26 protein-coding genes are annotated in these 23,553 nt (G+C 72.6%); 15 read left to right on the forward strand and 11 right to left on the reverse strand.

Annotated features, from left to right (window positions below; all coding sequences use genetic code 11):
- Positions 1-85: 85 nt before the first annotated feature.
- Positions 86-658 carry a TetR/AcrR family transcriptional regulator gene (locus ELY19_RS14420; RefSeq protein ID WP_126196829.1) on the forward strand — a complete coding sequence of 191 codons (573 nt, stop codon included), beginning with the start codon at positions 86-88 and terminating at the stop codon, positions 656-658.
- On the opposite strand, the gene map is transcribed toward ELY19_RS14420, so the two are convergent.
- The 4 genes from map to ELY19_RS14440 form a co-directional block, all read right to left on the reverse strand.
- The gene (gene map, locus ELY19_RS14425; RefSeq protein WP_126196830.1) at positions 642-1,409 is read right to left on the reverse strand and encodes a type I methionyl aminopeptidase; all 768 of its coding nucleotides are present in this window, start codon (positions 1,407-1,409) and stop codon (positions 642-644) included. The two genes, ELY19_RS14420 and map, sit on opposite strands and share 17 nt — an antisense overlap.
- A 19-nt stretch (positions 1,410-1,428) precedes the next feature.
- Positions 1,429-1,695, reverse strand: coding sequence for a helix-turn-helix domain-containing protein (locus ELY19_RS14430; protein WP_126196831.1), 267 nt, complete (start codon positions 1,693-1,695; stop codon positions 1,429-1,431).
- 17 nt (positions 1,696-1,712) lie between these two features.
- Positions 1,713-2,675, reverse strand: coding sequence for an acyl-CoA thioesterase (locus ELY19_RS14435; protein WP_126196832.1), 963 nt, complete (start codon positions 2,673-2,675; stop codon positions 1,713-1,715).
- Between the two features lie 162 nt (positions 2,676-2,837).
- A complete protein-coding gene (locus ELY19_RS14440) occupies positions 2,838-4,169 on the reverse strand; it encodes a PQQ-binding-like beta-propeller repeat protein (protein WP_126196833.1) in 1,332 nt (443 codons plus the stop codon).
- A gap of 98 nt (positions 4,170-4,267) precedes the next feature.
- Here ELY19_RS14440 and ELY19_RS14445 point away from each other — a divergent pair, with 98 nt between their 5' ends.
- The gene (locus ELY19_RS14445) at positions 4,268-5,023 is read left to right on the forward strand and encodes an acyltransferase (RefSeq protein WP_126196834.1); all 756 of its coding nucleotides are present in this window, start codon (positions 4,268-4,270) and stop codon (positions 5,021-5,023) included.
- Positions 5,024-5,042: 19 nt separating this feature from the next.
- Here the strand turns inward: ELY19_RS14445 and ELY19_RS14450 are convergent, their stop codons facing one another.
- From ELY19_RS14450 to ELY19_RS14465, 4 genes are all read right to left on the reverse strand, one after another.
- Positions 5,043-5,570: a GNAT family N-acetyltransferase gene (locus tag ELY19_RS14450; RefSeq protein WP_126196835.1), complete on the reverse strand. Its 528-nt coding sequence runs from the start codon at positions 5,568-5,570 to the stop codon at positions 5,043-5,045.
- 115 nt (positions 5,571-5,685) lie between these two features.
- Positions 5,686-6,993, reverse strand: a complete 1,308-nt coding sequence (locus tag ELY19_RS14455) for a glycosyltransferase family 4 protein (RefSeq protein ID WP_126196836.1) — start codon at positions 6,991-6,993, stop codon at positions 5,686-5,688.
- Between the two features lies 1 nt (position 6,994).
- The gene (locus ELY19_RS14460) at positions 6,995-8,497 is read right to left on the reverse strand and encodes a 1,4-alpha-glucan branching protein domain-containing protein (RefSeq protein WP_126198850.1); all 1,503 of its coding nucleotides are present in this window, start codon (positions 8,495-8,497) and stop codon (positions 6,995-6,997) included.
- A gap of 20 nt (positions 8,498-8,517) precedes the next feature.
- A complete protein-coding gene (locus ELY19_RS14465) occupies positions 8,518-9,258 on the reverse strand; it encodes a class I SAM-dependent methyltransferase (protein WP_126196837.1) in 741 nt (246 codons plus the stop codon).
- A gap of 208 nt (positions 9,259-9,466) precedes the next feature.
- Between ELY19_RS14465 and ELY19_RS14470 the strand changes: the two genes are divergently transcribed.
- From ELY19_RS14470 to ELY19_RS14485, 4 genes are all read left to right on the forward strand, one after another.
- Complete coding sequence (locus tag ELY19_RS14470; RefSeq protein ID WP_126196838.1) at positions 9,467-10,246, forward strand: electron transfer flavoprotein subunit beta/FixA family protein; 780 nt, start codon at positions 9,467-9,469, stop codon at positions 10,244-10,246.
- 36 nt (positions 10,247-10,282) lie between these two features.
- Positions 10,283-11,239: an electron transfer flavoprotein subunit alpha/FixB family protein gene (locus tag ELY19_RS14475; RefSeq protein ID WP_126196839.1), complete on the forward strand. Its 957-nt coding sequence runs from the start codon at positions 10,283-10,285 to the stop codon at positions 11,237-11,239.
- Positions 11,240-11,395: 156 nt separating this feature from the next.
- On the forward strand, positions 11,396-12,850 hold the full coding sequence (locus ELY19_RS14480) for a catalase (RefSeq protein WP_126196840.1): 1,455 nt from the start codon (positions 11,396-11,398) through the stop codon (positions 12,848-12,850).
- A gap of 239 nt (positions 12,851-13,089) precedes the next feature.
- The gene (locus ELY19_RS14485) at positions 13,090-13,536 is read left to right on the forward strand and encodes a hypothetical protein (protein WP_126196841.1); all 447 of its coding nucleotides are present in this window, start codon (positions 13,090-13,092) and stop codon (positions 13,534-13,536) included.
- A gap of 6 nt (positions 13,537-13,542) precedes the next feature.
- Here ELY19_RS14485 and ELY19_RS14490 read toward each other — a convergent pair whose 3' ends face one another.
- On the reverse strand, positions 13,543-14,121 hold the full coding sequence (locus ELY19_RS14490) for a TetR/AcrR family transcriptional regulator (RefSeq protein ID WP_126196842.1): 579 nt from the start codon (positions 14,119-14,121) through the stop codon (positions 13,543-13,545).
- A 23-nt stretch (positions 14,122-14,144) separates the two neighbouring features.
- Here ELY19_RS14490 and ELY19_RS14495 point away from each other — a divergent pair, with 23 nt between their 5' ends.
- Positions 14,145-14,639 (forward strand): HXXEE domain-containing protein, encoded by a 495-nt coding sequence (locus ELY19_RS14495; protein ID WP_126196843.1) that lies wholly within the window; start codon positions 14,145-14,147, stop codon positions 14,637-14,639.
- Here ELY19_RS14495 and ELY19_RS14500 read toward each other — a convergent pair.
- The gene (locus ELY19_RS14500; RefSeq protein ID WP_126198851.1) at positions 14,624-15,937 is read right to left on the reverse strand and encodes an oxygenase MpaB family protein; all 1,314 of its coding nucleotides are present in this window, start codon (positions 15,935-15,937) and stop codon (positions 14,624-14,626) included. The two genes, ELY19_RS14495 and ELY19_RS14500, sit on opposite strands and share 16 nt — an antisense overlap.
- A gap of 81 nt (positions 15,938-16,018) precedes the next feature.
- Between ELY19_RS14500 and ELY19_RS14505 the strand changes: the two genes are divergently transcribed.
- A complete protein-coding gene (locus ELY19_RS14505; RefSeq protein ID WP_126196844.1) occupies positions 16,019-16,618 on the forward strand; it encodes a TetR/AcrR family transcriptional regulator in 600 nt (199 codons plus the stop codon).
- On the opposite strand, the gene ELY19_RS14510 is transcribed toward ELY19_RS14505, so the two are convergent.
- Entirely contained in the window at positions 16,619-17,047 is a 429-nt protein-coding gene (locus ELY19_RS14510) for a MarR family winged helix-turn-helix transcriptional regulator (protein WP_126196845.1), read from the reverse strand.
- A gap of 96 nt (positions 17,048-17,143) precedes the next feature.
- Between ELY19_RS14510 and ELY19_RS14515 the strand changes: the two genes are divergently transcribed.
- The 7 genes from ELY19_RS14515 to ELY19_RS14545 all read left to right on the forward strand — a co-directional run bounded on the left by ELY19_RS14515 (position 17,144) and on the right by ELY19_RS14545 (position 23,545).
- Positions 17,144-17,509, forward strand: a complete 366-nt coding sequence (locus tag ELY19_RS14515) for a hypothetical protein (protein WP_126196846.1) — start codon at positions 17,144-17,146, stop codon at positions 17,507-17,509.
- Between the two features lie 62 nt (positions 17,510-17,571).
- Entirely contained in the window at positions 17,572-18,390 is an 819-nt protein-coding gene (locus ELY19_RS14520) for an NUDIX hydrolase (protein ID WP_126196847.1), read from the forward strand.
- Positions 18,391-18,517: 127 nt separating this feature from the next.
- A complete protein-coding gene (locus ELY19_RS14525; RefSeq protein WP_126196848.1) occupies positions 18,518-19,309 on the forward strand; it encodes a GNAT family N-acetyltransferase in 792 nt (263 codons plus the stop codon).
- Positions 19,310-19,311: 2 nt separating this feature from the next.
- On the forward strand, positions 19,312-20,184 hold the full coding sequence (locus tag ELY19_RS14530) for a lysophospholipid acyltransferase family protein (protein WP_126196849.1): 873 nt from the start codon (positions 19,312-19,314) through the stop codon (positions 20,182-20,184).
- A 64-nt stretch (positions 20,185-20,248) separates the two neighbouring features.
- A complete protein-coding gene (locus ELY19_RS14535; RefSeq protein ID WP_126196850.1) occupies positions 20,249-21,454 on the forward strand; it encodes a cysteine desulfurase family protein in 1,206 nt (401 codons plus the stop codon).
- Complete coding sequence (mnmA, locus tag ELY19_RS14540; RefSeq protein ID WP_126196851.1) at positions 21,454-22,548, forward strand: tRNA 2-thiouridine(34) synthase MnmA; 1,095 nt, start codon at positions 21,454-21,456, stop codon at positions 22,546-22,548. The genes ELY19_RS14535 and mnmA overlap by 1 nt, the downstream gene beginning before the upstream one ends.
- Positions 22,541-23,545 carry a uroporphyrinogen decarboxylase/cobalamine-independent methonine synthase family protein gene (locus tag ELY19_RS14545; protein ID WP_126196852.1) on the forward strand — a complete coding sequence of 335 codons (1,005 nt, stop codon included), beginning with the start codon at positions 22,541-22,543 and terminating at the stop codon, positions 23,543-23,545. Before mnmA ends, ELY19_RS14545 begins: the two co-directional genes overlap by 8 nt.
- The last annotated feature ends 8 nt before the right edge of the window (positions 23,546-23,553 follow it).

Here is a 23,553-nt window from a genome sequence, read left to right on the forward strand (position 1 = left end):
TTGTCGGCTTCGCGGAGAACGATCGTTCTCGCGCTGGCTGTTAGAGTAGGGGAACGATCGTTCTCTCGTCAAGGGGTGATGGGACATGGATGCGGACCAGCAGCGCGTCGCTGTGCTGGAGGCGGCGGAGAAGTTGTTCTACGGCAAGGGGATCCAAGCCGTCGGCATGGACGAGATCCGCGCCGCCGCGGGCGTCTCCCTCAAGGCGATCTACAGGCTCTTCCCGTCGAAGGACGCGCTCGTCGCCGAGGTGCTCGCCATCCGCGACCGTCGTTGGACCGACGGGCTGCACAAGTACGTCGACCGGGCGAGGGGGCCGGAGGAGCGGGTCCTCGCGGTCTTCGACTGGCTCGACGAGATGTTCGCCGAGAACGACTTCCGCGGCTGTTCGTTCATCAACAGCTACGGCGAGCTCGGCGCCACCTCGCCGACCGTCGCCGAGGCCGCGCAGCACAACAAGTCCTGCTACCAGGACGAGCTGTCGGCGCTGGTCGCCGACGCCGGGCTACCCGAGCGCGTCGCGGTGCAGATCGGCCTGCTGACGGAGGGGGCGCTCGCCACCGCCGCGATCCTCGGACCGGAGGGTGTGGTCGACGGCGCGCGGCAGGCCGCCCGGGTCCTGATGGGCGCGCAGCAGGAGGCTACGCCGGCGCCGTGAGGATCACGGGGCCGTCCTCCGTGACGGCGACGGTGTGCTCGCTGTGCGCGGCGCGGGAACCGTCGGCCGAGCGCAGCGTCCACCCGTCCGGATCGAACGTGATCTGATCGGTCGTGGCGCAGAACCACGGTTCGAGCGCCAGGGTCGTCCCGGTCCGCAACAGCATGCCCTTGCGTGCCTTGCCGGTGTTCGGCACGTGCGGATCCTCGTGCATGGTCCGGCCCAGTCCGTGCCCGCCGAACTGCGTGTTCACCGGGTACCCGTACCGCTTGGCGGTCTCCCCGATCACCGACGAGACGGTGCCGAGCCTGTTCCCGGGCCGCATCTCCTCGATCGCGGCGTCGAGTGCGACGCGCGTGCACTCGATGAGGCGCGTGTCCTCCGCGCGCGCGGTGCCCACGCTCACGCTCCGGGCGGCGTCCGCGACCCAGCCGTCGATCGACACCGCGATGTCGACGGTGAGCAGGTCGCCGTCCTGGAAGACGTAGTCGTGCGGCAGGCCGTGGAGACACGCGTCGTTGACCGAGAGGCAGGTGACGTTGCGGAACGGGCCGCTGCCGAACGACGGAGCGTAGTCCCAGTAGCACGACACCGCGCCCCGGTCCTCGATCATCGTGCGCGCGCGGTACTCGAGCTCCATGAGGTTCATCCCGGGCTCGGCCATCGTGGTGAGTTCCTCGAGGAGCTCGGCGATGAAGATGCCGGTGGTGCGCATCTTCGCGATCTCGGCGGGTGTCTTGAGCTCCATCATGGTATTAAAATACCACGCGTCAGCCGGTGGGCCGCAGCGGCACCGCGTCGAGGTACTCCGCCGCCAGGGCGTCCAGGGGCTCACCCAGGACGGCCGCCAGCGCGACGACGGTGCCGAACGCGGGGGTCGCCATCCGGCCGGTCTCGATCTTGCGCAGCGTCTCCGGCGAGATCCCGGCCGCGCGGGCGACCTCGTCGGGCCTGCGATCGCCCCGGGCCGCGCGCAGCCGCGCCCCCAGACGCCGCCCCGCGGCGATCTGTTCGGGGGTGAGGGGCTGCCGGACCATGCGCCCAGCTTAGCCGGTCAGATCGCCACCATCCGGGTCGCGGCCGACGCGGTCCGCCGACCGCGGATCGCGATGAGCTCGCGGGCGTGCGCATCGAGCGCCACGTCGCCGGGCAGGCGCGGTGTCCACGGCCGCACCGCCGTGGCGTCGCCGCCGGCGTCGAGCGCCGCCAGCACGTGCAGGGCGTGCGCCGCCGGCTGCGGCTCGCGCTCGTGCGGCCAGCAGGTCGCCAGGTGGACGGAGACGTGCATCGTCTGCCGGCCCGTGTGCAGCAGGCGTGCCGAGACCTCGATGACCTGCCCGATCTGCACCGGGCGGTAGAAGCGCACGCCGCCCACGTACACCGTGACGGCCTCGCCGCCGCTCCATCCCGCCGCGCACAGGTAGGCCGCGTCGTCCATCCAGCCCATCACCCGGCCGCCGTGCGCCTTCCCGCCCCAGTTGATGTCGGTGGGGGCCGCGAGGAAGCGCGTGGTGCGCCGCTCCGCCTCGGAGGGCAGGGTGTAGTCCGCTCCGCCCATCGCGGCCGCGATCCGCCGCCGCACGTCGGCCCGGGCCTCCGCCTCCTCCGCGGCGCGCACGTCCTCGGCGAGGACCGGCTCCCACTGTCGCACCGGGGTCGGCCGGCCCGATTCGTCGACCGCGACGAAGACCAGCAGACACGTGCTGGCGACGGTGAACGTGCCCACCCGCGGATCGGCGGAGGCCACCTCGCAGCGGATGTGCATGCTCGTGCGCCCCGTGTAGACGAGCGTGGCCCGCACCTCGACCACGTCGCCCGAGGCGATGTCGCGGCCGAACCCGATGTTGCCGACGTAGGCGGTCACCGAGTAGCCGCCCGACCACGCCGCGGCGCAGGCGTAAGCGGCCTTGTCGATCCACTCCAGGATGCGCCCGCCGCGGACGCCGCCGCCGAGCGTGGCGACGTCGGTGGGCGCGGCGAGGAACCGAAGCGTGATCCGGCGATCGGTGATGGGCATGGCGGCGAACTCCTTCGCAGAGGTGGACGGATCGCACCATCGTGAGGAGGCCCACGAACGCACTGCGCACCGGGGGAGCGCGATGAGGAGTCCGTGACGGGCGGGTAACCGCACGGATCATCCGGGCGTAACACGCCGTCGTGCCGCCGAGCGGCAGCGCCGTCAGTTCTTGGCGACGCTGTCGCCGGTGCGGCGCCCGGATGTGAAGGCGAAGACCGTCCCGTCGTTCCCGACGGTCACCAGCTCACCGTCGGGCCCGATGGAGACGCCCGAGGCGGACTTCACCGAGTCCGGCAGGTCGAACGTGCGCAGCGTGGTGCCGGTATCGGTGCGGAACTCGATGAGCTGCGACTGCACGGCCGCCCACGACCGGATCACCGCGTAGCCGACACCGCCGCGGATCTGCGTCGCGGGGGAGACCATGGCCGCGTCGGTGCGTTTGAACACCTCGCGCACGCTCGAGCCCTCGTCCTTGAGGGCGACGAACGGGGCGCGGTGCAGCCCGGGGGCGGCGGGGATGATCGTGCCGTCGGGCGCGACCGACGGGGGCTGCGTGCTCTGGTACCCGAGGTCGTGGGTCCACTTGGTGGCGCCGGTCCGGGCGTCGAGCGCGGCCAGCTTCTGATTGCGCAGGTTCACGTACAGGGTCGAGCGGTCGGCCGACAGCGCCGGCGACCCGATGGCCCCGTCGGGCAGGTCCGCGCGCTCCCAGGCGTACCGCAGGTCGTGCCGGTCGCCGCCGTTCTTGTCGTAGTCGACCGCCATCACCTTCGACGGGCCGCCCTTGGCCCCGACCACGACGAAGGCGCGTTCGGCGCCCGTGTCGACGGCCGGCGGCCCCGACACCGGGCAGCCCGGTCCGTTGGTCGCGCAGTCCTCGAGGCCCGCGCCGTTCGCGTCGGCCGACACCTGGGGGAACAGTCCGATCGCGGCACCCGCGGCGACCCCGTCGTGCGTGTCGACGAGCACCATCTGGCCGAGGTGCGTCACGCCGAGCACCGTGTTGTCGCCGGCGAGCTTGATCCACAGCGGCGCGCCCGCCGTGGGGTAGCGCCAGCGCACCTGGTTGTCCGCGTTGAAGCTGTAGAGCCAGCCCGGGATCCCGAGGTACGTGTAGTCGAACTGGTCCACGACGGGGGCCTGCAGATCCGCGCCCGCGGCGTCGCGGCGGCAGTAGGTCTTCCGGCCCACCGTGAGCTCGAGGTTGAACGTGCTGCAGCCGGTCTCGGTGCGGGCGGTCACCGACACGATGCCGCGGTTGGAGATCGCCGGCTGCACGGTGTTGGGGCCGACGAGATCGCGGTTCCACGCGGGCACCAGCGAGGACGCGGCGTCCTTCTCGGCGTACGAGCTGTTGCGCGAATCGCCGTACATACCGGGCCAGGCGGCGGAGTCGTCGGCGTACACCCAGGTGTCGTCGGGCGTGCATGAGACGAGCACCGCGGCGGCGGCCACCGTCGCGCCCAGTGTGAGCGCGCGCCTACCCACCCGCATGTGACTCCCTCGACTCTCCACTCCGACGAACGCCCCACAGACTAGCGCGGCGACCGTACCGGACCGGCGGGGCGCACCCGCCGGATAGGCTCCCCTGCATGACGAGCATGTGGAACGCCCCGTACCGATCGCGGTGGCGGCACGCGCGGCAGGCCGACCAGCAGGCGCGATTCCTGACGCCCGCGTCGCTGCGCTGGGTCCTCAAGAACAAGGCGTACACCCCCTGGTACCTGGTGCGGTACTTCCGCCTCCTGAAGTTCCGCCTGGCGAACCCGCACATCGTGCTCAAGGGAATGGTCTTCCTCGGCAAGAACGTCGAGATCCACGCGACGCCCGGCCTCGGGCGCATGGAGATCGGCCGCTGGGTCCACATCGGCGACTCGAACAAGATCCGTTGCCACGAGGGCTCGCTGCGCATCGGCGACAAGTCGGTCTTCGGTCGCGACAACGTGGTCAACTGCTACCTCGACATCGAGTTCGGCCCCGCGTCGCTCGTCGCCGACTGGTGCTACATCTGCGACTTCGACCACAAGATGGACGACATCCACGTCCCCATCAAGGACCAGGGCATCGTCAAGGGCCCCGTCCGCATCGGCGGCGACACCTGGGTCGGCACCAAGGTGACGGTCACCCGCAACACCCTCATCGGCCACGGCAGCGTCCTCGGTGCGCACGCCGTGGTGCGCGGCGAGATCCCGCCGTACTCGATCGCCGTCGGCTCGCCCGCGAAGGTCGTCAAGAACCGCAAGGAGATGTGGGACGCCAACGTCGCCGAGCGCGCCGAGCTCGAGCGCGCCCTGGCCGACATCGAGCGCAAGAAGGCCGAGGCGCGCGGCCTGCCGCAGGCGGACTGACCCCGGCCGCCGCCCGGGGCTACAGCACGTAGAACGGCCGGGCGTAGTGGAACTCGCCCCGCAGGTCCGGCGTGTACGCGCCGAGCGTGCGCACCATGAAGGAATCGCCGGCCCATTCCGCGACGTCCGGGACGACGCCGACCTCGGCGCCGGGGACGAAGCCGAAGCGCGGGTAGTAGTCCTTGTGCCCGAGCAGCGCCACGAGGGGCTCCCCGAGCGCATCCGCCGCGCCGAGGGCGGCGACGATGAGCGCGGAGCCCGTGCCCTGCCCCTGCAGGTCGGATCGGACGCCGAGGGGGCCCGCCGCCAGTGCCGGGCTCGTGCCCACCGCCGCGCGCGTGAGGCAGACATGGCCGATCACGGTGCCCGCGTCGTCCTCGGCGACGAAGGAGAGTTCGTCGATCCATGCGCCGCTCAGGCGCAGCGCCTCGACCAGCACGACCTCCAGTGGCTCGGTCCGCCCGGGCGGCGTCATGGGCGCGAACGCGCTCCGGTGCACCTCCGCGACCGCGGCGTGGTCCTCCGGCGTCTCGTTCCGGATCAGCACGCCCGGTCCTCCCCGAGCGCGATGGAAAGGATGTCTAACGGTCGTGCGGTCATGAATCGACGGTGCCACAGAATTTGCGATCGTGCACATTGCGCAGGTCGTGGGGCCGAGGCTCCTAGACGGGGTTCGTCGGGTCGCGCTCGGGGAGCGGCCGCTCGTCGATCACACGCCGCCCGAGCGGGGTGCGCGGGCGGCGCTTTGCGGCGAGGTAGACCTGCGCGGTCTCGCGGGCGACGGCCTCCCAGGTGAGCTCTTCGACCTCGGCGCGCGCCGCGGCGGCCCACGCGTACGACGACACGGGGTCGTCGAGCAGCGCGCGGATCGCGGCGGTCAGCCCGGGTACGTCGGCGGGCTCGACGGACAGCCCCGTCCGCCCGGTCCGGATGAAGTCCGCCAGGCCACCGGCGGTCGTCGCGATGACGGGGATGCCCGTGGCGGCGCCCTCCAGCGCGACGATGCCGAACGGCTCGTACCGGGACGGGATCACGAGCGCGTCGGCGGAGTGCAGCTGCGCGACGAGCTCCTCGTGATCCAGGGCGCCCGTGAACTCGACGGCCCGCAGCACCCGGTGCTCCCGCGCCACGTCGCGCAGCCACGCGGCCTGCGTGCCGTCGCCGGCCACGGTCAGCGTCGTCCCGGGATGTGTGCGGCGCACCCGGGCCAGGGCGGCGATGAGGTCCTGCACGCCCTTCTCGTACTCCAGCCGGCCGACGTACAGCAGGCGGGGCGCGCCCCGACGGGCCGCGGCGCGGGACCGGTCCCGGTACGGCCAGGCCGTGGCGTCGATGCCGTTCGCGATCGTGTGCAGCTGCGCGAGGCCCGGCCCGAACAGGCGGTTCACCTCGTCGGACATCGACCGCGAGCAGGTGATGACCGCATCCGCCTCGTTCGCGAGCCACCACTCGGTGGAGTGCACCTGCCGGTTCACCGGTCCGGAGACCCAGCCGCTGTGCCGGCCGGCCTCGGTGGCGTGGATGGTCGCGACGAGGGGCGCGTCGAAGGCCTCGGCGAGCCCGACGGCGGCGTGCGCCGCGAGCCAGTCGTGGGCGTGCACCACGTCGGGCACCCAGGGCCGGCCGACGGTGCCGGCGCCGTGCAGCGCGTCCTCCCCGGCAGTGGGGTTGTACCCCGCGAGCCGCAGGCCCGCGCGGAGCATGGAGTGCCCCATGGACAGCACCCACGGCATCATGTCGGTGCCGAAGTCGAGGGCGAGGGGATCCTCCGCGGCCATGATGACGCGGATCCCGTCGACCACGGAGTCCGACGTGGGGTGGCTGCGCGGGTCCGTGCCCGTGGGCTGGCGCGAGACGACGACCACGTCGTGGCCCTGGTCGCGCAGCTGCAGCGCGAGGTGGTGCACGTGCCGGCCGAGACCGCCGACCACGACGGGCGGGTACTCCCAGGAGACGAGCAGGACGCGCATGTCAGAACCCTCCCAGCGGCGCCGGGAGGCGCCGGGCGTCGAGACCGGGGAACGGATCGTCGGCGAGCCGCCACGTGCGGGCCAGTGCGATCGCGCGGGCCTCGTCGCCCCGCTCGGCGGCCTCGGCGATCTCCCGCAGGGCGTGCGCGTGCTTGTAGGCGCGATCGCGGGCGTACGCCGCGGCGGTGTCCTTGGAGACCATGAACGGCCAGTCGGACTGCAGGCACAGCAGCGCCTCCTGCAGCACCTGATCGCTCACCACGTCGCGGGTGCGCCCGGCGCGCTTGTCGAGCACCCGCAGCACCGTCGTGGTGATCTCCTCGTTGAGCTCGACGAACTCGCGCACGAGCGGGCCGTCCCAGACGTGCCAGTCCTTGCCCGAGCCCCACGAGCTGGCGGGGATCTCGCGGGCCGCACCCACGTACCCGGCCTCGGCGGCCGAGCGCAGGGTGCCGACCCGGACGCCGGCCTCGGGCAGGGCCCGCAGGACGCGCTCGAGCCAGATCGGGCCCTCGTACCACCAGTGGCCGAAGAGCTCGGTGTCGAAGGCCGCGACGACGAGGGCGTCGCGCCCGATCCGCGCGCTCTCGGACCGCACGCGCGCGACGACGGTGTCGACGAAGTCGGCCACGTGCTTGTCGATCGCGGCGTCGGCACGCGCGGGGTCGTAGGGCGCCTTGTCGGCCTCGGCGATGTTCTTGCCCGTGACCCGGCTGGGCTTGAGGCCCGTGGCGTGGTCGTGGGCGTAGAAGTCGCGGTACGCGGCATGGCCGGGGTAGCCGGACTTGGGCGACCACACGCGGTAGCTCACCGGGAGGTCCCGGCCGAACGCGAGGACGGAGGACTCGCCGACAGGGCGGGCCAGCGCGGTGTCGCCCCCGAGAGTGGGGCCGTCGACCATGAAGTGCGTGACCCCGGCGGACTCGTATCCCGTCTCCATGCCGGGTTTGTAGGCGCACTCGGGCGCCCAGATCCCGGTCCGGGCGGGGGAACCCAGTCGGGCCGTGCCGTACGCGAGGCCCTCGCGCAGCGAGAGCTCGCGCAGGCGGGGGTGGAGCAGGGGCTGGAAGGGGTGCGCCAGCGGCCCGTCGAGCAGTTCGACGGTGCCGGCGTCGGCGAGCCGGCGCAGTACGGGCGTGCCGCCGTGCCGCCAGCGCGTCTCGAACAGGTCGAGCGCGTGCGCGGCGTTGCGGTGCTCGCGCGCCCCGAGCTCGGCCGCCGCGGGGCGGCCCGACAGCGCGGCCTCGTGGGCGCGCAGCTGCCAGTTGCCGAGGTAGTGGTGCATGGCCTCGAGGCAGTACGGGTCGTCGAGCTGCGCGGCGAGGACGGGGGTCACGCCCAGGGTGAGCTGGTCGGTGCGGCCCTCGGCCGCGAGCCGGTCGAGCATCTCCGCCATCGGCAGGTAGGAGGCGGCCCACGACTGGTAGAGCCACTCCTCGCCGACGGGCCACGCGCCGTGGTGGGCGAGCCACGGCAGGTGGGAGTGCAGGACGAAGGCGATCATCCCGGGCTCGCGCCCGGCGGTCACGGCTTCCTCGCGTAGAAGAACAGGTCGAGGCTGTCCGGGGCGTCGGCGCGCACGTCGAAGTCCTGGGCGGCGACGGCGGCGACGTCGTTCGACAGCTCCGCGGGCCAGGGTTCGCCGGCCAGCGACCGCTCGATCTGCGCGTCGATGAAGCTGCCGCCGTGGCGGCGGTCCAGCTCGGCGAGGCGGGCCCCGTGGTAGACGCCGAGCTTCTCCGTGACCTCCAGCCCGGCCTGCTCGAGCAGCTCGACGAGTTCGGCCGAGTTGAGCTCGCGGGTGTGGAACGGGTTGAGCGGGGTGTCGCGGCCGGGGGAGAAGGTGACGCGGTTCGGGGTGGAGATGGCGAGCTCGCCGCCGGGGCGCAGGATGCGGGCCACCTCGCGGAGGAACTGCGGCTGGTCCCACAGGTGCTCGATCACCTGGAAGTTCACGACGGCGTCCACGGAGTCGTCCTCGAGCGGGAGCTCCGCGAGGTTGCCGTGCAGCATCGTCACCGCGGGGTACGCGGCCCGCACGTGCGCGACGGCCGATTCGTCGTAGTCGAGGGCGGTCACCGTCGCGCCGCCGGCCGCGAGCATGGCGGCGCCGTAGCCCTCGCCGCTGCCGGCCTCGAAGACCGACTTCCCGGCGTAGCGGTCGACGATCGCGAGGTAGGCGATCTCGTGCCGGCGGAACCAGTAGTTCTCCTCGGGGATGCCGGGAACGGTTCGCTCGCCGGTCAGGGGCAGCGGGTCACACATTCTTCTCAGCCTAGTCGTCGCGGGGCGTGGGCCATCCCACATGGACAGTTACCGCTGGGTAACTTACTCTGGCGTTAAACAGTGTGGTGAGGCGGTGCTACGTTCTACTCGCAGAAACTGCGGCGGGGGACGATTTTCCGTACCTCACGGCAGTGTGAGAATGTGCCCTACGAGTATCCCGATCATCGATGGAGGTCGACGAAGACCAATGACGAACGTAGTCGTACTGATCAAGCAGGCTCCCGATCCCGGGTCCGAGCGCAAGCTGTCCGATGACTTCACGGTCGACCGGTCGATCGACCCGTGGCTCGAGGAGATCAACGAGCGCGCCGTCGAGGCCGCGCTCCAGATCAAGGAGGCCCACGGCGGCGAGGTCACCGTGCTGACCGTCGGCCCCGCGAGCGCCACCGATGCGATCCGCAAGGCGCTGTCGATGGGCGCCGACAAGGCCGTCCACGTCCAGGACGACGCGATGCACGGCTCGGACGCGATCCAGACCTCCTGGGTGCTCGCCCGTGCGCTGGGCACCATCGAGGGTGTCGAGCTGGTCATCGCCGGTAACGAGGCCACCGACGGCCGCGTCGGCGCCGTCCCGGCCATCCTGGCCGAGTACCTGGGCCTGCCGCAGCTGACGCACATGCGCACGCTCACCGTCGACGGCGACTCGCTCAAGGGCGAGCGCGAGACCGACGAGGGCGTCTTCGAGCTCGAGGCCTCCCTCCCGGCCATCGTCTCGGTCAACGAGAAGATCAACGAGCCGCGTTTCCCCTCCTTCAAGGGCATCATGGCCGCGAAGAAGAAGGAGATCACCGTGCTCTCCCTCGCGGAGATCGGCGTGGAGCTCGACGAGGTCGGCGGCGCGAACGCCGGCACCACCGTCACGGCTGTCACCCCGAAGCCGCCCAAGGAGGCGGGCGAGAAGGTCGTGGACGAGGGCGACGGCGGCACCAAGGTGGCGCAGTTCCTCATCGGCCAGAAGATCATCTAGGACCCCTCGAATCCCCTCATAAGGAGAGAAGCCGTTATGGCAGACGTACTCGTCCTCGTCGAGCAGGTCGACGGGAAGCTGAAGAAGGTCACGGCTGAGCTGCTGACCGCCGCCAAGGCGCTGGGTGAGCCCGCCGCCGTCGTCGTGGGCGCCCCCGGCACCACCGACGCCCTCGCCGAGCAGCTCAAGGCCGCCGGCGCCGCCAAGATCTACCGCGCGGAGTCGGCCGACGCCGACACCCACCTGGTCACCCCGAAGGTCGGCGTGCTCGCCGAGCTCGCCGAGAGCCAGGGCGCCGCGGCGATCCTCACCGCCGCGACGTTCGAGGGCAAGGAGGTGGCCGGCCGCGCCGCCGCGCGCCTCGGCTCCGGCCTGATCGCCGACGCGATCGCCTTCGGCCCCGGCGGTACCGCCACTCACTCGATCTTCGGTGGCGCGTTCACCGTCGAGGCCACCGCCGGTGGCGACACCCCCGTCGCGTCGCTGCGCCCGGGTGCCGTCGAGGCCGACGGTGTCGCGGGCGCCGGTGAGATCATCGACGTCGCGGTCCCGGCCGAGGCCGAGAACGCCGTGAAGATCATCTCGAAGCAGCCGATCCAGGGCGGCAACCGCCCGGAGCTCACCGAGGCGTCGATCGTCGTCTCCGGTGGCCGTGGCGTGGGTTCGGCCGAGAAGTTCTCGGTCGTCGAGGAGCTCGCCGACTCGCTGGGTGCCGCCGTCGGCGCCTCGCGTGCCGCCGTCGACTCGGGCTACTACCCGGGCCAGTTCCAGGTCGGCCAGACCGGCAAGACCGTGTCGCCGCAGCTGTACATCGCCCTGGGCATCTCGGGCGCCATCCAGCACCGCGCCGGCATGCAGACCTCGAAGACCATCGTGGCCGTCAACAAGGACGAAGAGGCCCCGATCTTCGAGATCGCCGACTACGGCATCGTGGGCGACCTGTTCGACGTCGCCCCGCAGCTCACCGAGGCCGTCAAGGCCCACAAGGGCTGAGCGCTAGCCCCTTTCGACGAGCCCCGTCCGGATCCGTTCCGGGCGGGGCTCGCTCGTGTTCGCTACGGTGGGGACAGGGCTGCGATCCGCCCGTCGTTCAGCCCGACGGGTGTGAACAGCCCTGAACGACAATCACATACGCGGAGGAGAACAGCCATGTCCGAGAACGCGAACTTCACCACGGCGGACTCCGGTGCCCCCGCCGGGAGCGACGAGCACTCGTTGACCGTCGGCGCCGCGGGGCCGATCGTCCTGCACGACCACTACCTGATCGAGCAGATGGCCCAGTTCAACCGGGAACGGATCGCCGAGCGGCAGCCGCATGCGAAGGGCAGCGGTGCCTTCGGCACGTTCGAGACGACCGCCGACGTCTCGGCGTTCACGTGCGCGGCGGTGTTCGCGCCCGGCGCGAAGACGGAGATGATGGCGCGCTTCTCGACGGTCGCGGGCGAGCGCGGGAGCCCCGATACGTGGCGCGATCCGCGCGGCTTCGCGCTGAAGTTCTACACCCCGGAGGGCGTGTACGACATGGTCGGCAACAACACGCCCGTGTTCTTCATCAAGGACCCGATGAAGTTCCAGCACTTCATCCGTTCGCAGAAGCGGCGCGCCGACAACAACCTTCGCGATCACGACATGCAGTGGGACTTCTGGACCCTGTCGCCGGAGTCCGCCCACCAGGTCACGTGGTTGATGGGCGACCGCGGTATCCCGAAGTCGTGGCGGCACATGAACGGCTACAGCTCGCACACCTACCTGTGGGTCAACGCCGACGGCGTGAAGCACTGGGTGAAGTACCACTTCATCTCCGACCAGGGCGTGGAGACGCTCACGCAGGACGAGGCCGACGAACTCGCGGGCGCCGACGGCGATTTCCACGTGCGCGACCTCTTCGGCGCGATCGCCCGTGGCGAGCACCCCAGTTGGACGCTGAAGGTGCAGCTGATGCCGTACGAGGACGCGGCCGACTACCGGTTCAACCCGTTCGACCTGACGAAGGTGTGGCCGCACGCCGACTACCCGCTGCAGGAGGTCGGCCGGATGACATTGCACACCAACCCCACCGACAATCACAGCCAGATCGAGCAGGCGGCGTTCGAGCCCAGCAACATCGTCCCGGGCATCGGGTTCAGCCCGGATCGGATGCTGCTCGGACGGGTCTTCGCGTACGCGGACGCGCACCGCGCGCGGCTGGGCGCGAACTACAAGCAGATCCCCGTCAACCGGCCCCGGAACGAGGTGCGGAGCTACTCCAAGGACGGCGCGATGCGCATCGACCCCGTCCGCGATCCGGTGTACGCACCGAACTCCAAGGGCGGTCCCGCCGCAGACTACCCGGGGCAGCCCGAGCCGCAGTGGGCCGCCGACGGCGAGATCGTACGGGCGGCCTACGTCGCGCATCGCGAGGACGACGACTGGGGGCAGGCCGGCACGTTGGTCCGCGACGTGATGGACGACGCCCAGCGCGACCGGCTCGTCTCGAACGTCGCCGGACACCTCCTCGACGGGGTGAGCGAGCCGGTCCTGCAGCGCGCCTTCGACTACTGGCGGCGGATCGACCAGCGGATCGGCGAGCGCATCGAGGAGGCGGTCCGCGCCGGGCAGTCCTGATCCCGACCGCTGCCACCCTCCTCCACGAGGATCGCGGCGTGCCGGGCCGGGGCGCCGTGCAGGGCGCGGGCGCACGGGGTGGGCATCGACCGCGGCGGTGGTCGAGGGCGTGCGCCCGCCGAAGTCCCCTGCGCGGTCGCCCGCGTCCGGTGTAACGGTCGCAACGCCGGGGCCGACCTCCCCCGTGAGGAACCTTCCGCTCCAGCCCCGGGCGGACGACCGATGATCGGAGGAGCCCCATGCTCAAGAAGACTCTCGTCACCGGAATCGCTGCGGCGGGGCTGGTCGCCGGCATCGGCGCCGTGCCCGCGCAGGCGGCGCCGCTGGCGGTTCCCCAGGTGCCGCTGACCGCCACGCAGGTCGCGGGCCTGGGGATTCCGCAGCCCTTCACCACCCGGATCGGTGCCGATACGACCGGGCGGCCGGGCGAGGTCCGGCTCGCCGCGCACAGCTCGGTCGGCTACAACTCGTACATGTCGCTGGTGCGCATCGATTTCCACAATCTGCGGACCGGTGCGCGGGGATCGGTCACCGTCAAACCCTTCGCCGCCGGGCAGGTCCCGGAGTCGGCCGTCGCGCAGACGGGGACCGGCCGGATCACCTACGCCGCCCGGTTCGTGAGCACGGGCACCGTCGCGGTGGTGCTGATGCCCACGCCGGGGAGCGGGTCGTTCGAGGTCCGCTGAGCCCGCTCAGGAGCCGAGCGCGGCGAGCGCGAGGTCCAGCAGATCGTCGAGCTCCGACGGTGGCGGCACCTCACCGACGATCAGCCACCGGTAGACGGCCGGCCCGAACAGCAGGTCGCGCACCTGCGCGTCGGTGACGCCGCCACGGATCGCGCCCGACCGGCGTGCCCGCGCGAGGGCGTCCGCGAGCACCTCGGCGCGGGGTGCGAGGTAGTGCTCGTGCAGTGCTGCCCGCAGGTCGGGGCGGTGCGCCCCGGCGGCGTGCACCGCGAGCATGGCCCGGGCCGCGGGGGAGCGCGCGATCCCGGCCACGAAGTCGGAGACGAGCGACCTCAGGTCGGCTACGGGGTCCTCGGTCGACGGTGCCCGCAGCGGCGGCACCGTCGCGATCAGCGCCCCGACGACGAGGGCGTCGCGGTCCGGCCAGCGGCGGTAGATCGTGGGCCGTCCGACCCCGGCGCGTTTCGCGACGTTCTCGATGGTGAGGCCCTGGTATCCGACGTCCTCGAGTTCGGCGAGCGCGGCGTCGATGATGGCGCGTTCGGCGGCGGCGCTGCGGGGGCGTCCGGGGGTTGCGGCGGGCATGCCACCCAGTCTAGTTTCGTTACATGACGGAACGTAATGTGGCGGTGCCCGTGGCGGCGACGGCGGGCCTCTTCGCGGCCTGGGCGGTCCACGATGCGGAGGAGTGGTTCATGAACGGCCCGTGGGCACGGGAGCGCGGGCTGCCCGTGTCGGACGAGGTGGCGCACACGGCGATCGGTGTCATGGGCGTGGTCGTCGCAGCGGCGGCGGCGGACGGCGCGCGGACGGGTGGTCGTTCGGCCTGGTACCAGACCGCGCTCCTCGCCTACGGCCTGCACGGCTTCTCGCACCTGGCCCTGGCGGCGCGCTTCGGCGGTTACGCGCCGGGTGTGGCCACGACGCCGATCGCGGTGCTGCCCTTCTGGTGGTGGGTCTCCTCGCGCCTCGCGCGCGCGGGCGTCCGCCGTCCCGCGGCCGGATTGCTGCCCGGTGCGGCCGCGATGTTCGTCGGGGGCGTCGCCGGGTCGTACGGCATCGCGGCGGTGGCGCAGCGCCGGCGTCGTCAGGCGCGCGCGTAGTCGGCGCCGTCGGAGACGAACTCGGGGTGCCCGTACGTCACGAGGCGCCGGCGGATGAGATCGGTCAGGTAGCGGTCGACGGCGTCCGTCAGCGCCGGGACCCTGATCCCGCGCTCGCAGGCCAGCAGGCGCCCGGCCAGGAACGGGTAGGTGAGCGCGACGAGGCCGACGTCGGCCGCCGTGAAGTCGACGCCGAGGCGGGCGGCCTTCGAGGGGCGCAGGTCGCAGAACGCGAACGCGAAAGCCGTCTTGCTCCAGGCCTTCTCCACGCGCTCCGCGGCCCGGTCGAAGAGGGTCCGCTCGGGTCGCAGGTAGGCCTCCATCGACGACCGGACGAGCTCGCCGCAGGTCGCGTCGTCGAAGTCGTCGCGCAGCAGGGCGGCGCGCCCGTGGAAGACCGACACGATGTCCTCGGGTGTGGTCGGTAGCAGTTCCTCCGGTAGGCCTAGCAGGAAACAGCGATAGCGGTTGAACTCGACGATCGCCCGCTCGCCGGGGCCGAAGCCGCGCCCGGCGCGGAGGGCCTTGATCGCCACCAGGTAGCTGCCGATGGTGCCCGCGGGCATCTGGTCCACCTGGGGGATGGGGATGCCGTAGACCTCCCGGTTCCAGGCACCCGGCCTGGTCAGAGCATGGAATCGCACCATCGAGTGCATGAGCCGGACCATCGCCGCCGCCTCGAAGCCCTCGCGGTGCCGGTCGAGTGCACCCGGGAGCGTCGTCACCGCGAAGAAGTTCGCGGTCTCGTTGATCCGCCGCGCCGCCCGTTTGCCGGTGAGGGCGCCCGTGAGGGCCATCGGTAGCGCCGCGTAGGTGTTGAGGAAGGTGGCCAGGAACACGCCGCGGGTGATGAACGGAGCGGTCAGCGCCGAGCCGATCCGCGCGAGCCGTGCTCCGTGCTCGACGAGGTCCATGTCGACCCACTCGGGCGTCGCCTCCATCGCGGCGAGGAAGTCGACCAGTTCCCGCGGGGCGTCCGGCACCGCCTCGACGCCCTCGCGGCACGCCCGGCGCAGCATCGCCACCAGTGTCCTCGTACCGTAGCGCGGTTCGAGGGCGGCGTAGGGATCGGCGACCACGTCGCCCAGCAGCGTGGCGGTGGCGATCAGTTCGACGGTCCGCTCGTCGTCGAGCGTCGCGGACCGCCTGCCCAGGCGCGGGCGCAGGCTGGACCGGTCGCCGGGGTTCGTCGTGTGGCGGTAGGGCGGGGTGTCGAAATCGACGTCGCCGTACAGGTCCGGCTGCAGGATCGCCTGTGACCGCACCCGTTCGGCGAGTTCGGGGAAGTGCCGCACTATGAACACTCCTTAACTTTCATTGCGTAAGTACGACGATGACAGGGTGTAAGTTATCCTGTCAAGGGAATGACGCGAACTCGTATGAGCGCCACCGACAGGCGCGAGCAGATCCTCGACGTGACGCACGCGATCGTGGCCGCCGAGGGCTTTCACGCCGCCACCCCCAAGCGCATCGCCGACGCTGCCGGCGTCACCCGGACGGTGCTCTACCAGCAGTTCGGCGATCTCGCGGGACTGTTCGTCGCGCTGATCGACCGGGAGGCCGATCGAATCGGGGAGCAGTACCTCGAGGCGGTGGCGGAGGTGGCGCCGGACTCGGATCACGACCCCTTCGTCTCGGCGTTCGAGGGGGCCGTGCGCGCGATCGACGGGAATCCGTCGGGCTGGCGGCTCTTCCTGCTGCCACCCGAGGGGGCGCCGCCCGCATTGCATGAGCGGCTGGCCGAATCGCGCGAAGCCGTCGTGGCGTTCATGGAACTGAGCCTGCGCGAGACCTTCCCCGGGGTCGAGGATCCCGAGTACCTGGCCCGCGTGGTGCACGCGACCGCACGGGAATTGCTGTGCCTGCGCCTGACGGACCCGGAGAACGCGACGGTCGAGCGCCTGACCGGGCTCATCCGCCGCCTGCGCACCTTCGCGCCGCCCTCGCCGGGATCGGAACGCCCCCCGGCGGGTTCGTAGTCACTCCGGCAGGAGGCGCTCGAGGAGCCGGCGCAGGGTCGCCGCCTCCTCGTTCGACAGGTGCGCGGCGAGCAGGCGATCCTCGGCGGCGCGGATCTCCTGCTTCGCGTGCCGTTGAGCCGCTGCGCCGTCGGCGGTCGCCGCGACGGTCCGGCGGCGCGCGTCGTCCGCCTGTTCGCGCGTGATGAGCCCTCGTGATTCCAGTTCGGCGAGGTTCTTGCCCAGGCGGGTGGTGTCGCGCCCGGTGCGCCGGGACAGTTCGACCTGGGACACCGCGCCGCCGCGGAGCAGCGTGGTGAGGATCGCGTACTCCCACATCGATACGCCGGCGGAGCGGAGGATCGGCTCCTCCAGTGACAGTAGGCGGCGCCCCAGGGCGCCGACCGCCTCCGCGAGGTCCGGGGCGGTCGGGGGATCCTCGGTGGCCATGTCTCCTCCATGTCCTCTACCGTGGTGCACGAATATCGTCTACCGTGGTGTACGGAATCGCGCACTCGTCGACCATTCGAACCTACTGGGGGCGTCATGGACACATCGGATCTGGATCGCGCGGCGCGGGAGTACGCCGCGGTGCTGTCGGAGGCCGCGGCGGCGGACCTGTCGGCGTCGGCCGGCGACCGCACGGTCGCCGACCTGACCGACGCGCTGATCGCGCGGGCCTCCGCCCTGGCGGCGGCACTCGGCGCAGTGCCGCCGCCGCCCGAGAACGCGGGCCCGCCGGACGCCTACGGCGGGGGACACGAGAGGCCCTTCCGGCGTGCGCTCCGCCGGCTCGCCGCCGCGGCCGCCGCCGCACCCGGCGACGACGCCGCCGCGGCCGAGCTCGGTGCACTGGCGCGCGCGATCGACGAGGGCGCCCTCGGGGTGAGCGCGGCGCTCGGGGTCGGCTGACGGGACCGGGGCACGCGAGCCGAACCGGACATCGCGGGGCGCGCGTCGGATACGGTGAGCGAATGTCTTCGAACATCGAATCTCCCGCGGCGCCGCCCCAGCCCAAGGACGCCGCCACCGTCGTCCTGGTCCGCGACGGAGCGGACGGGATCGAGGTGTTCCTACAGCGCCGCGTACAGCAGATGGCCTTCGCCGGCGGCATGACCGTCTTCCCCGGCGGGGGAGTGGATCCCCGCGACGGCGACGCCGACCTCGCGTGGGAGGGCCCCGCGGCGTCGTGGTGGGCCGAGCGCTTCGGCGCCGACGAACGCGACGCGCGGCAACTGGTCTGCGCCGCCGTGCGGGAGACCTTCGAGGAGTGCGGCGTGCTCCTCGTCTCCGCGGCCGGCGGCGGCGCCCCCGACGTCGCCGCCCTGGCGCCCGCCCGGGCGCGGCTCGAGGCCAAGGAGCTCTCGCTCGCCCGGTTCCTGCGCGACGAGGACCTCGTGCTCCGCGCGGACCTCCTGCGTCCCTTCGCGCACTGGATCACCCCCAAGAACGAGAAGCGCCGCTACGACACCCGCTTCTTCCTGGCCGCCCTCCCCGCCGGTCAGGAGGCCGACGACCGCACGAGCGAGGTCGAGGAGGCCGGGTGGCGGACCGCCGCCCAGGCCCTGGAGGACTGGTCCGCCGGCCGCTGCTTCCTGCTGCCGCCCACCTGGTCCCAGCTGCGCGCCGTGGCCGCACACCGCACCGTCGCCGATCTGCTCGCGGCCGAGCGCACCATCGAGCCCGTCGAGCCCGAGCTCCCGCCCGGCGGCACCATCGACTCCCTGCGGTTCGCCGAGTCGGCCGACTACGTCGCCTCGATGCCGCAGAACATCCCGCGACCCGCGCTCTGACGGGCGGCACCGCGCCCGGACCCGGCACCCGGGCGTAGCCCGTTATTCACCCGCGTTCGGCAAGGGTTCACCGACCCGCGCGGTCGCGGTTCACCGCCCCGTCGTCTCGCGCGCCCAGTGTGAGCGCATGGCAACACTGGTCACCGGCCGGAGCCCGGCCGCAGAGACGCTGATCGACGGTGCCGAGTACGAGGTCGTGCTCACCACCCGCCCGGACGACATCGACACGGTGCAGCGGTTGCGCTACGAGGTCTTCGGATCGGAGCCGGGGTTCGAGGCCTCGATGGCCGGCGTGGCCGACGGCCGCGACGCCGACCGGTTCGACGAGTTCTGCGACCACCTCGTGATCCGCCACAAGCCCGGCGACGCCATCGTCGGGTGCTACCGGATCCTCCCGCCGCCCGGGGCGATCGCGGCCGGTGGGCTCTACCTCGCCACCGAGTTCGAACTCGACGCCCTCGACCACATCCGGCCCGAGACGCTCGAGATGGGCCGGGCCTGCGTCCGCGCCGACCACCGCACCGGCGGCGTCCTGTGCCTCATGTGGGCGGGGCTGCTCGCCTACAGCGACCTGCGCGGCATCCGCTACGCGATGGGCGCCGTCAGCGTCCCGATGCAGTACGAGGGCCACGACCGCGGCGCGACGGTGCGGGCGGTCCGGGAGCTGGTCGACGCCAAGCACCGCGCCCGCTGGGTGGTGACGCCGAGGAACGCGGTCGAGGAGATCACCGCCGAGCCCGCCTCCCGCCGGACCTTCCCTCCGCTCGTCACCGGCTACCTGCGGATGAACGCGGAGATCCTCGGCGCCCCGAGCTTCGACCCGGTCTTCGACGTCGCGGACTTCCCGATGATCATCGACCGCACCCGGTTCAACGTCCGCTACCTCGAACGGCTGCAGCAGGCGGCGGGAAGCATCTGATCGTGATCCCCGTTGCGGAACTCGCCCGGCATCCCTGGCAGCAGGTCTCCCCGTGCGACGGGGCCTGTTCCGCCGGCGAGCCGCAGGAGACCGCGGCCTGGCTGCGGGCGATCCGATGGGCGGCGCTCGTCGCGGTGCTGTCGGCGGGCCTGCTCGCGCTGGCCCTCGCCTACCCGTGCGGCGCCACCGCACGCCGCGTGGTGATCCGCGGCGGCGCGCGGGCGATGCTCTTCTCGCTGGGGGTGCGTGTCGAGCCGGTGGGCAACGTGCCGTTGCGCTCCCTCGTGGTGGCGAATCACCAGTCGCTGCTCGACATCGTCGCGATCGCGTCGATCGCGCCGGCGGCGTTCGTCGCGAAGGCCGACATCTTCGACGTCCGCCCGGTCGCGGTCGTGATGCGCGCGTTCGGTGCGATCCCGCTGCGCCGCGAGCGCCTGAGCGAGTTGCCGGTCACGGTCGACCACGTCGCCGAGCTGCTGCGCCGGGGCCGTACCGTCGCGCTGTTCCCCGAGGGCACCACGTACTGCGGCGTGCACCGGGGTGAATTCCGGCCGGCCTTCTTCCAGGCCGCGATCGACGCCCGCGCCGACGTGGTGCCCGTCTCGCTGCGCTACTCGATGCGCCTGCCCGGACCCACGCGCGGCGCACGGCAGACCACCGTCGCGGCCTACGTGGGATCGGACACCGAGATCGGCACGCTCTCCCGCGTCATCGCCGCGCGGGGCGTCGCGGTGCGCGTGCACGCCACCGAGGTCGTCGACGCCGGTCGGTGGGTCGCGGCGGGCCGCGGGGCGCTCGCTGCGAGGGCCGAGGCCGCCGTCTTCGCCGACGCGGCCTTCCTCGATCCCGCCGCCCCGCTTCCGCTCGCCGCCTGAGCGGGCGCGGAGCGGTACCTCCGGCATCCGTGACGCGGGCCGGCGCGCGTATTCTTGGGACGCGATGACTCCCGACCGCGAGAACCCCGTCTACCTCGACCACGCCGCGGACACCCCGATGGTGCCCGAGGCACTGGCGGCGATGGCGCAGGCCGCGGCCCGGCCGGGCAACGCCTCCTCGCAGCACGGCTCGGGCCGCCGCGCCCGCCGCATCCTCGAGGAGTCGCGTGAGTCGATCGCCCGCGAGCTGGGCGCACGCCCCTCGGAAGTGATCTTCACCGGTGGCGGCACGGAGGCGGTGAACCTCGCCGTGAAGGGCCTGTACTGGGCCCGCCGCGCCGAGAACCCCGCCGCCGTCACCGTCATCGCGTCCGCGATCGAGCACCACGCCGTGCTCGACGCCTGTCAGTGGCTCGGCGAGCACGAGGGCGCCGTCGTGCGGCTGCTGCCCGTCGACGACCGCGGCCTCGTCGACCCCGCCGACCTGCGGGCCGCGCTGGAGGAGGCGGCGGGCACCGTCGCCCTGGTCAGCGTCATGTGGGCCAACAACGAGGTGGGCACGCTGCAACCGATCGCCGAGCTTGCCGCGGAGTGCGCGCGGCACGGCGTGCCGATGCACTCCGACGCCACCCAGGCGACCGGCCACGTGCCCATCGACTTCGACGCCAGCGGCCTCGCCGTGCTCACCAACGCCGCCCACAAGTTCGGCGGCCCGCAGGGCGTGGGCACCATGCTCATCGGCCGGAACGTCGCGCTGGTGCCGCTGGCGCACGGCGGCGGCCACGAGCGCGATCTGCGGTCGGGGACGCCCAACGTCGCCGGCGCCGCGGGCATGGCCGCGGCGCTGACGGTGGCGGTCGACCGGATGGGGGAGGAGTCGCCGCGCCGCGCCGCGCTGCGCGACCGCCTCATCGCGGGCGTCCGGGGCTTCGAGGGCGCCGTGATCAACGGCGGCGCCGGGCACGGCATCCCCGCGCTGCCGGGCATCGCCCACGTCTCGTTCGCGGGCTGCGAGGGCGATTCGTTGCTCATGCTGCTCGATGCGCGCGGTATCGAGTGCGCCACCGGCTCGGCGTGCAGCGCCGGCGTCGCGCGGGTCAGCCACGTCCTCGAGGCCATGGGGACCGACCCGGGCGTCGCCCGCGGTTCGTTGCGCTTCTCCTTCGGCCCCGAGACCACGGAGGCCGACGTCGACGCGGTGCTCGACGCGCTCGGTCAGGTCGTCGACCGGGCCCGCGCCGCCGGGCTCAGCACCACGGGGGTCCGCTGATGCGCGTGCTGGCGGCGATGAGCGGAGGGGTCGACTCGGCCGTCGCGGCGGCGCGGGCCGTGGAGGCGGGCCACGAGGTGGTCGGCGTGCATCTCGCGCTCTCCGAGGCGCCCGGCACCCTGCGCACGGGCTCGCGCGGCTGCTGCTCCAAGGAGGACGCCGGCGACGCCCGCCGCGCCGCCGACGTCCTGGGCATCCCCTTCTACGTCTGGGACTTCGCGGAGCGCTTCCGCGAGGACGTGATCGACGACTTCGTCGCCGCCTACGCCGCGGGCGAGACGCCGAACCCGTGCCTGCGCTGCAACGAGAAGATCAAGTTCTCGGCGCTCGCCGAGCGGGCGTACGCGCTGGGCTTCGACGCGGTCGCGACCGGCCACTACGCGCGCCTCGAGGGCGGTGAGCTGCGGCGCGCGGTCGACGCCGACAAGGACCAGTCCTACGTGCTCGCCGTGCTCACCGCCGAGCAGCTCGCCCGCGCGCTGTTCCCCGTCGGGGACACTCCGAAGCCGCAGATCCGCGAGGAGGCCGCCCGCCGCGGCCTCGCCGTCGCGGACAAGCCCGACAGCCACGACATCTGCTTCATCCCGTCCGGTGACACGCAGGCCTTCCTCGGCGCCCGGATCGGCGTGCGCCCCGGTGCGGTCGTCGACGCCGAGACGGGCGAGCGGCTCGGCGAGCACGCCGGCGTCCACGAGTTCACGATCGGCCAGCGGAAGGGGCTCGGTCTGCCGGGCCCGGCGCGGGACGGCGAGCCGCGCTACGTCACGGCGATCGACGCCGGCTCGGGCGAGGTCACGGTAGGGCGCGGGGAGCGCCTCGACGTCGCGCGCATCGTCGCCGACGGTGCCGTCTGGACCTCCGGCATGCCGCCGTCGGGCCCCGTGGAGGCGATGGTGCAGGTCCGCGCGCACGGAGGGCTCGCGCCCGTCACCGCGCACGCCGACGGTGACCGGCTGGTCATGGACCTCGCGACGCCCCTGCGCGGCGTGGCACCCGGGCAGGCCGCGGTGCTCTACTCGCCGGACGCCGAGCGCGGCGACCTGGTGCTCGGCTCGGGCACGATCCGTTCCACGGAGTCCGCGCTCCATGTCTGACCCGCTCGCGCCGCTCGTCGGCGGGGTGACGGCGATCGGCTCGGTCCCCGGCACGGACCCGCGCGAGGCGGCCGCCACCGTCGTGGGCGAGCTCGAGGTGCCGTTCCTGCCCGAGCTCCCGAACCGGGGGATCGGCGCGGACATGATCGGCCGCTCCGCCGCCCTGCTCGTCGACATCGGGTTCGACGTCTCCACCACGGGCTACCGCATCGGCGTGCCCGGCGGTCGCGTCGCGCGGCTCGCGGGCGACCACCTTGAGCGGGACATCGACGCGCTGGAGGAGGCCTACGAGGTCGCCCGGCGGCGCGGCCTCGGCCTGGTCAAGACGCAGGTCGCGGGCCCGCTCACCCTCGCCGCCGGCCTGGAGCTGCCGAACGGCCACCGGGTGGCCCGCGACCGCGGCGCGATGCGCGACGTCGCCGCCTCGCTCGCGGAGGGACTCGTCCGACACGTCGCCGATCTGCGACGACGGCTCGGATCGGACGTCGTGCTGCAACTCGACGAGCCGTCGATGTGGTCGGTCGTGCACGGCACCGTGCCCGCTCTCACCAAGCTCGACCCCGTGCGCGCCGTCCCCGCGCCCGAGGCGGCCGAGCTTCTCGCGTCCGTCGTGGCGGCGGTCGATGAGCCCGTGCTGCTGCATCTGTGCGGCGAGATCGACTGGGACGTCGTGCGCCGCGTCCCGGTCGACGGTGCCCTGCTCGATGCGACCCGGCTGACCGCGGCCGACTACGAGGGCTTCGGCGAGCTCGCCGAGTCACGGACCGTCGTGGGACTGGGCCTCGCGCCCGCGGTCCCCACGCCGCGCCGCCGCTCGCCGCAGGACCTCTCCGCCCCCGCGCTCCGGCTCTACGACGAGGTCGGCCTGCCGCGCCGCGATCTGGCCCGAGCGACCGTCACCCCCGTGTGCGGTTCGCCCGGTTCGCCCGGGATTCGACCGATTCTCGACGCCTGCAAGGAGATTCGGTCGGTCTTGGCGGAGGAATCGGTGGCCTAGCCCGCTAC

This window comes from Tsukamurella paurometabola (assembly GCF_900631615.1).
Taxonomy (GTDB): domain Bacteria; phylum Actinomycetota; class Actinomycetes; order Mycobacteriales; family Mycobacteriaceae; genus Tsukamurella; species Tsukamurella paurometabola_A.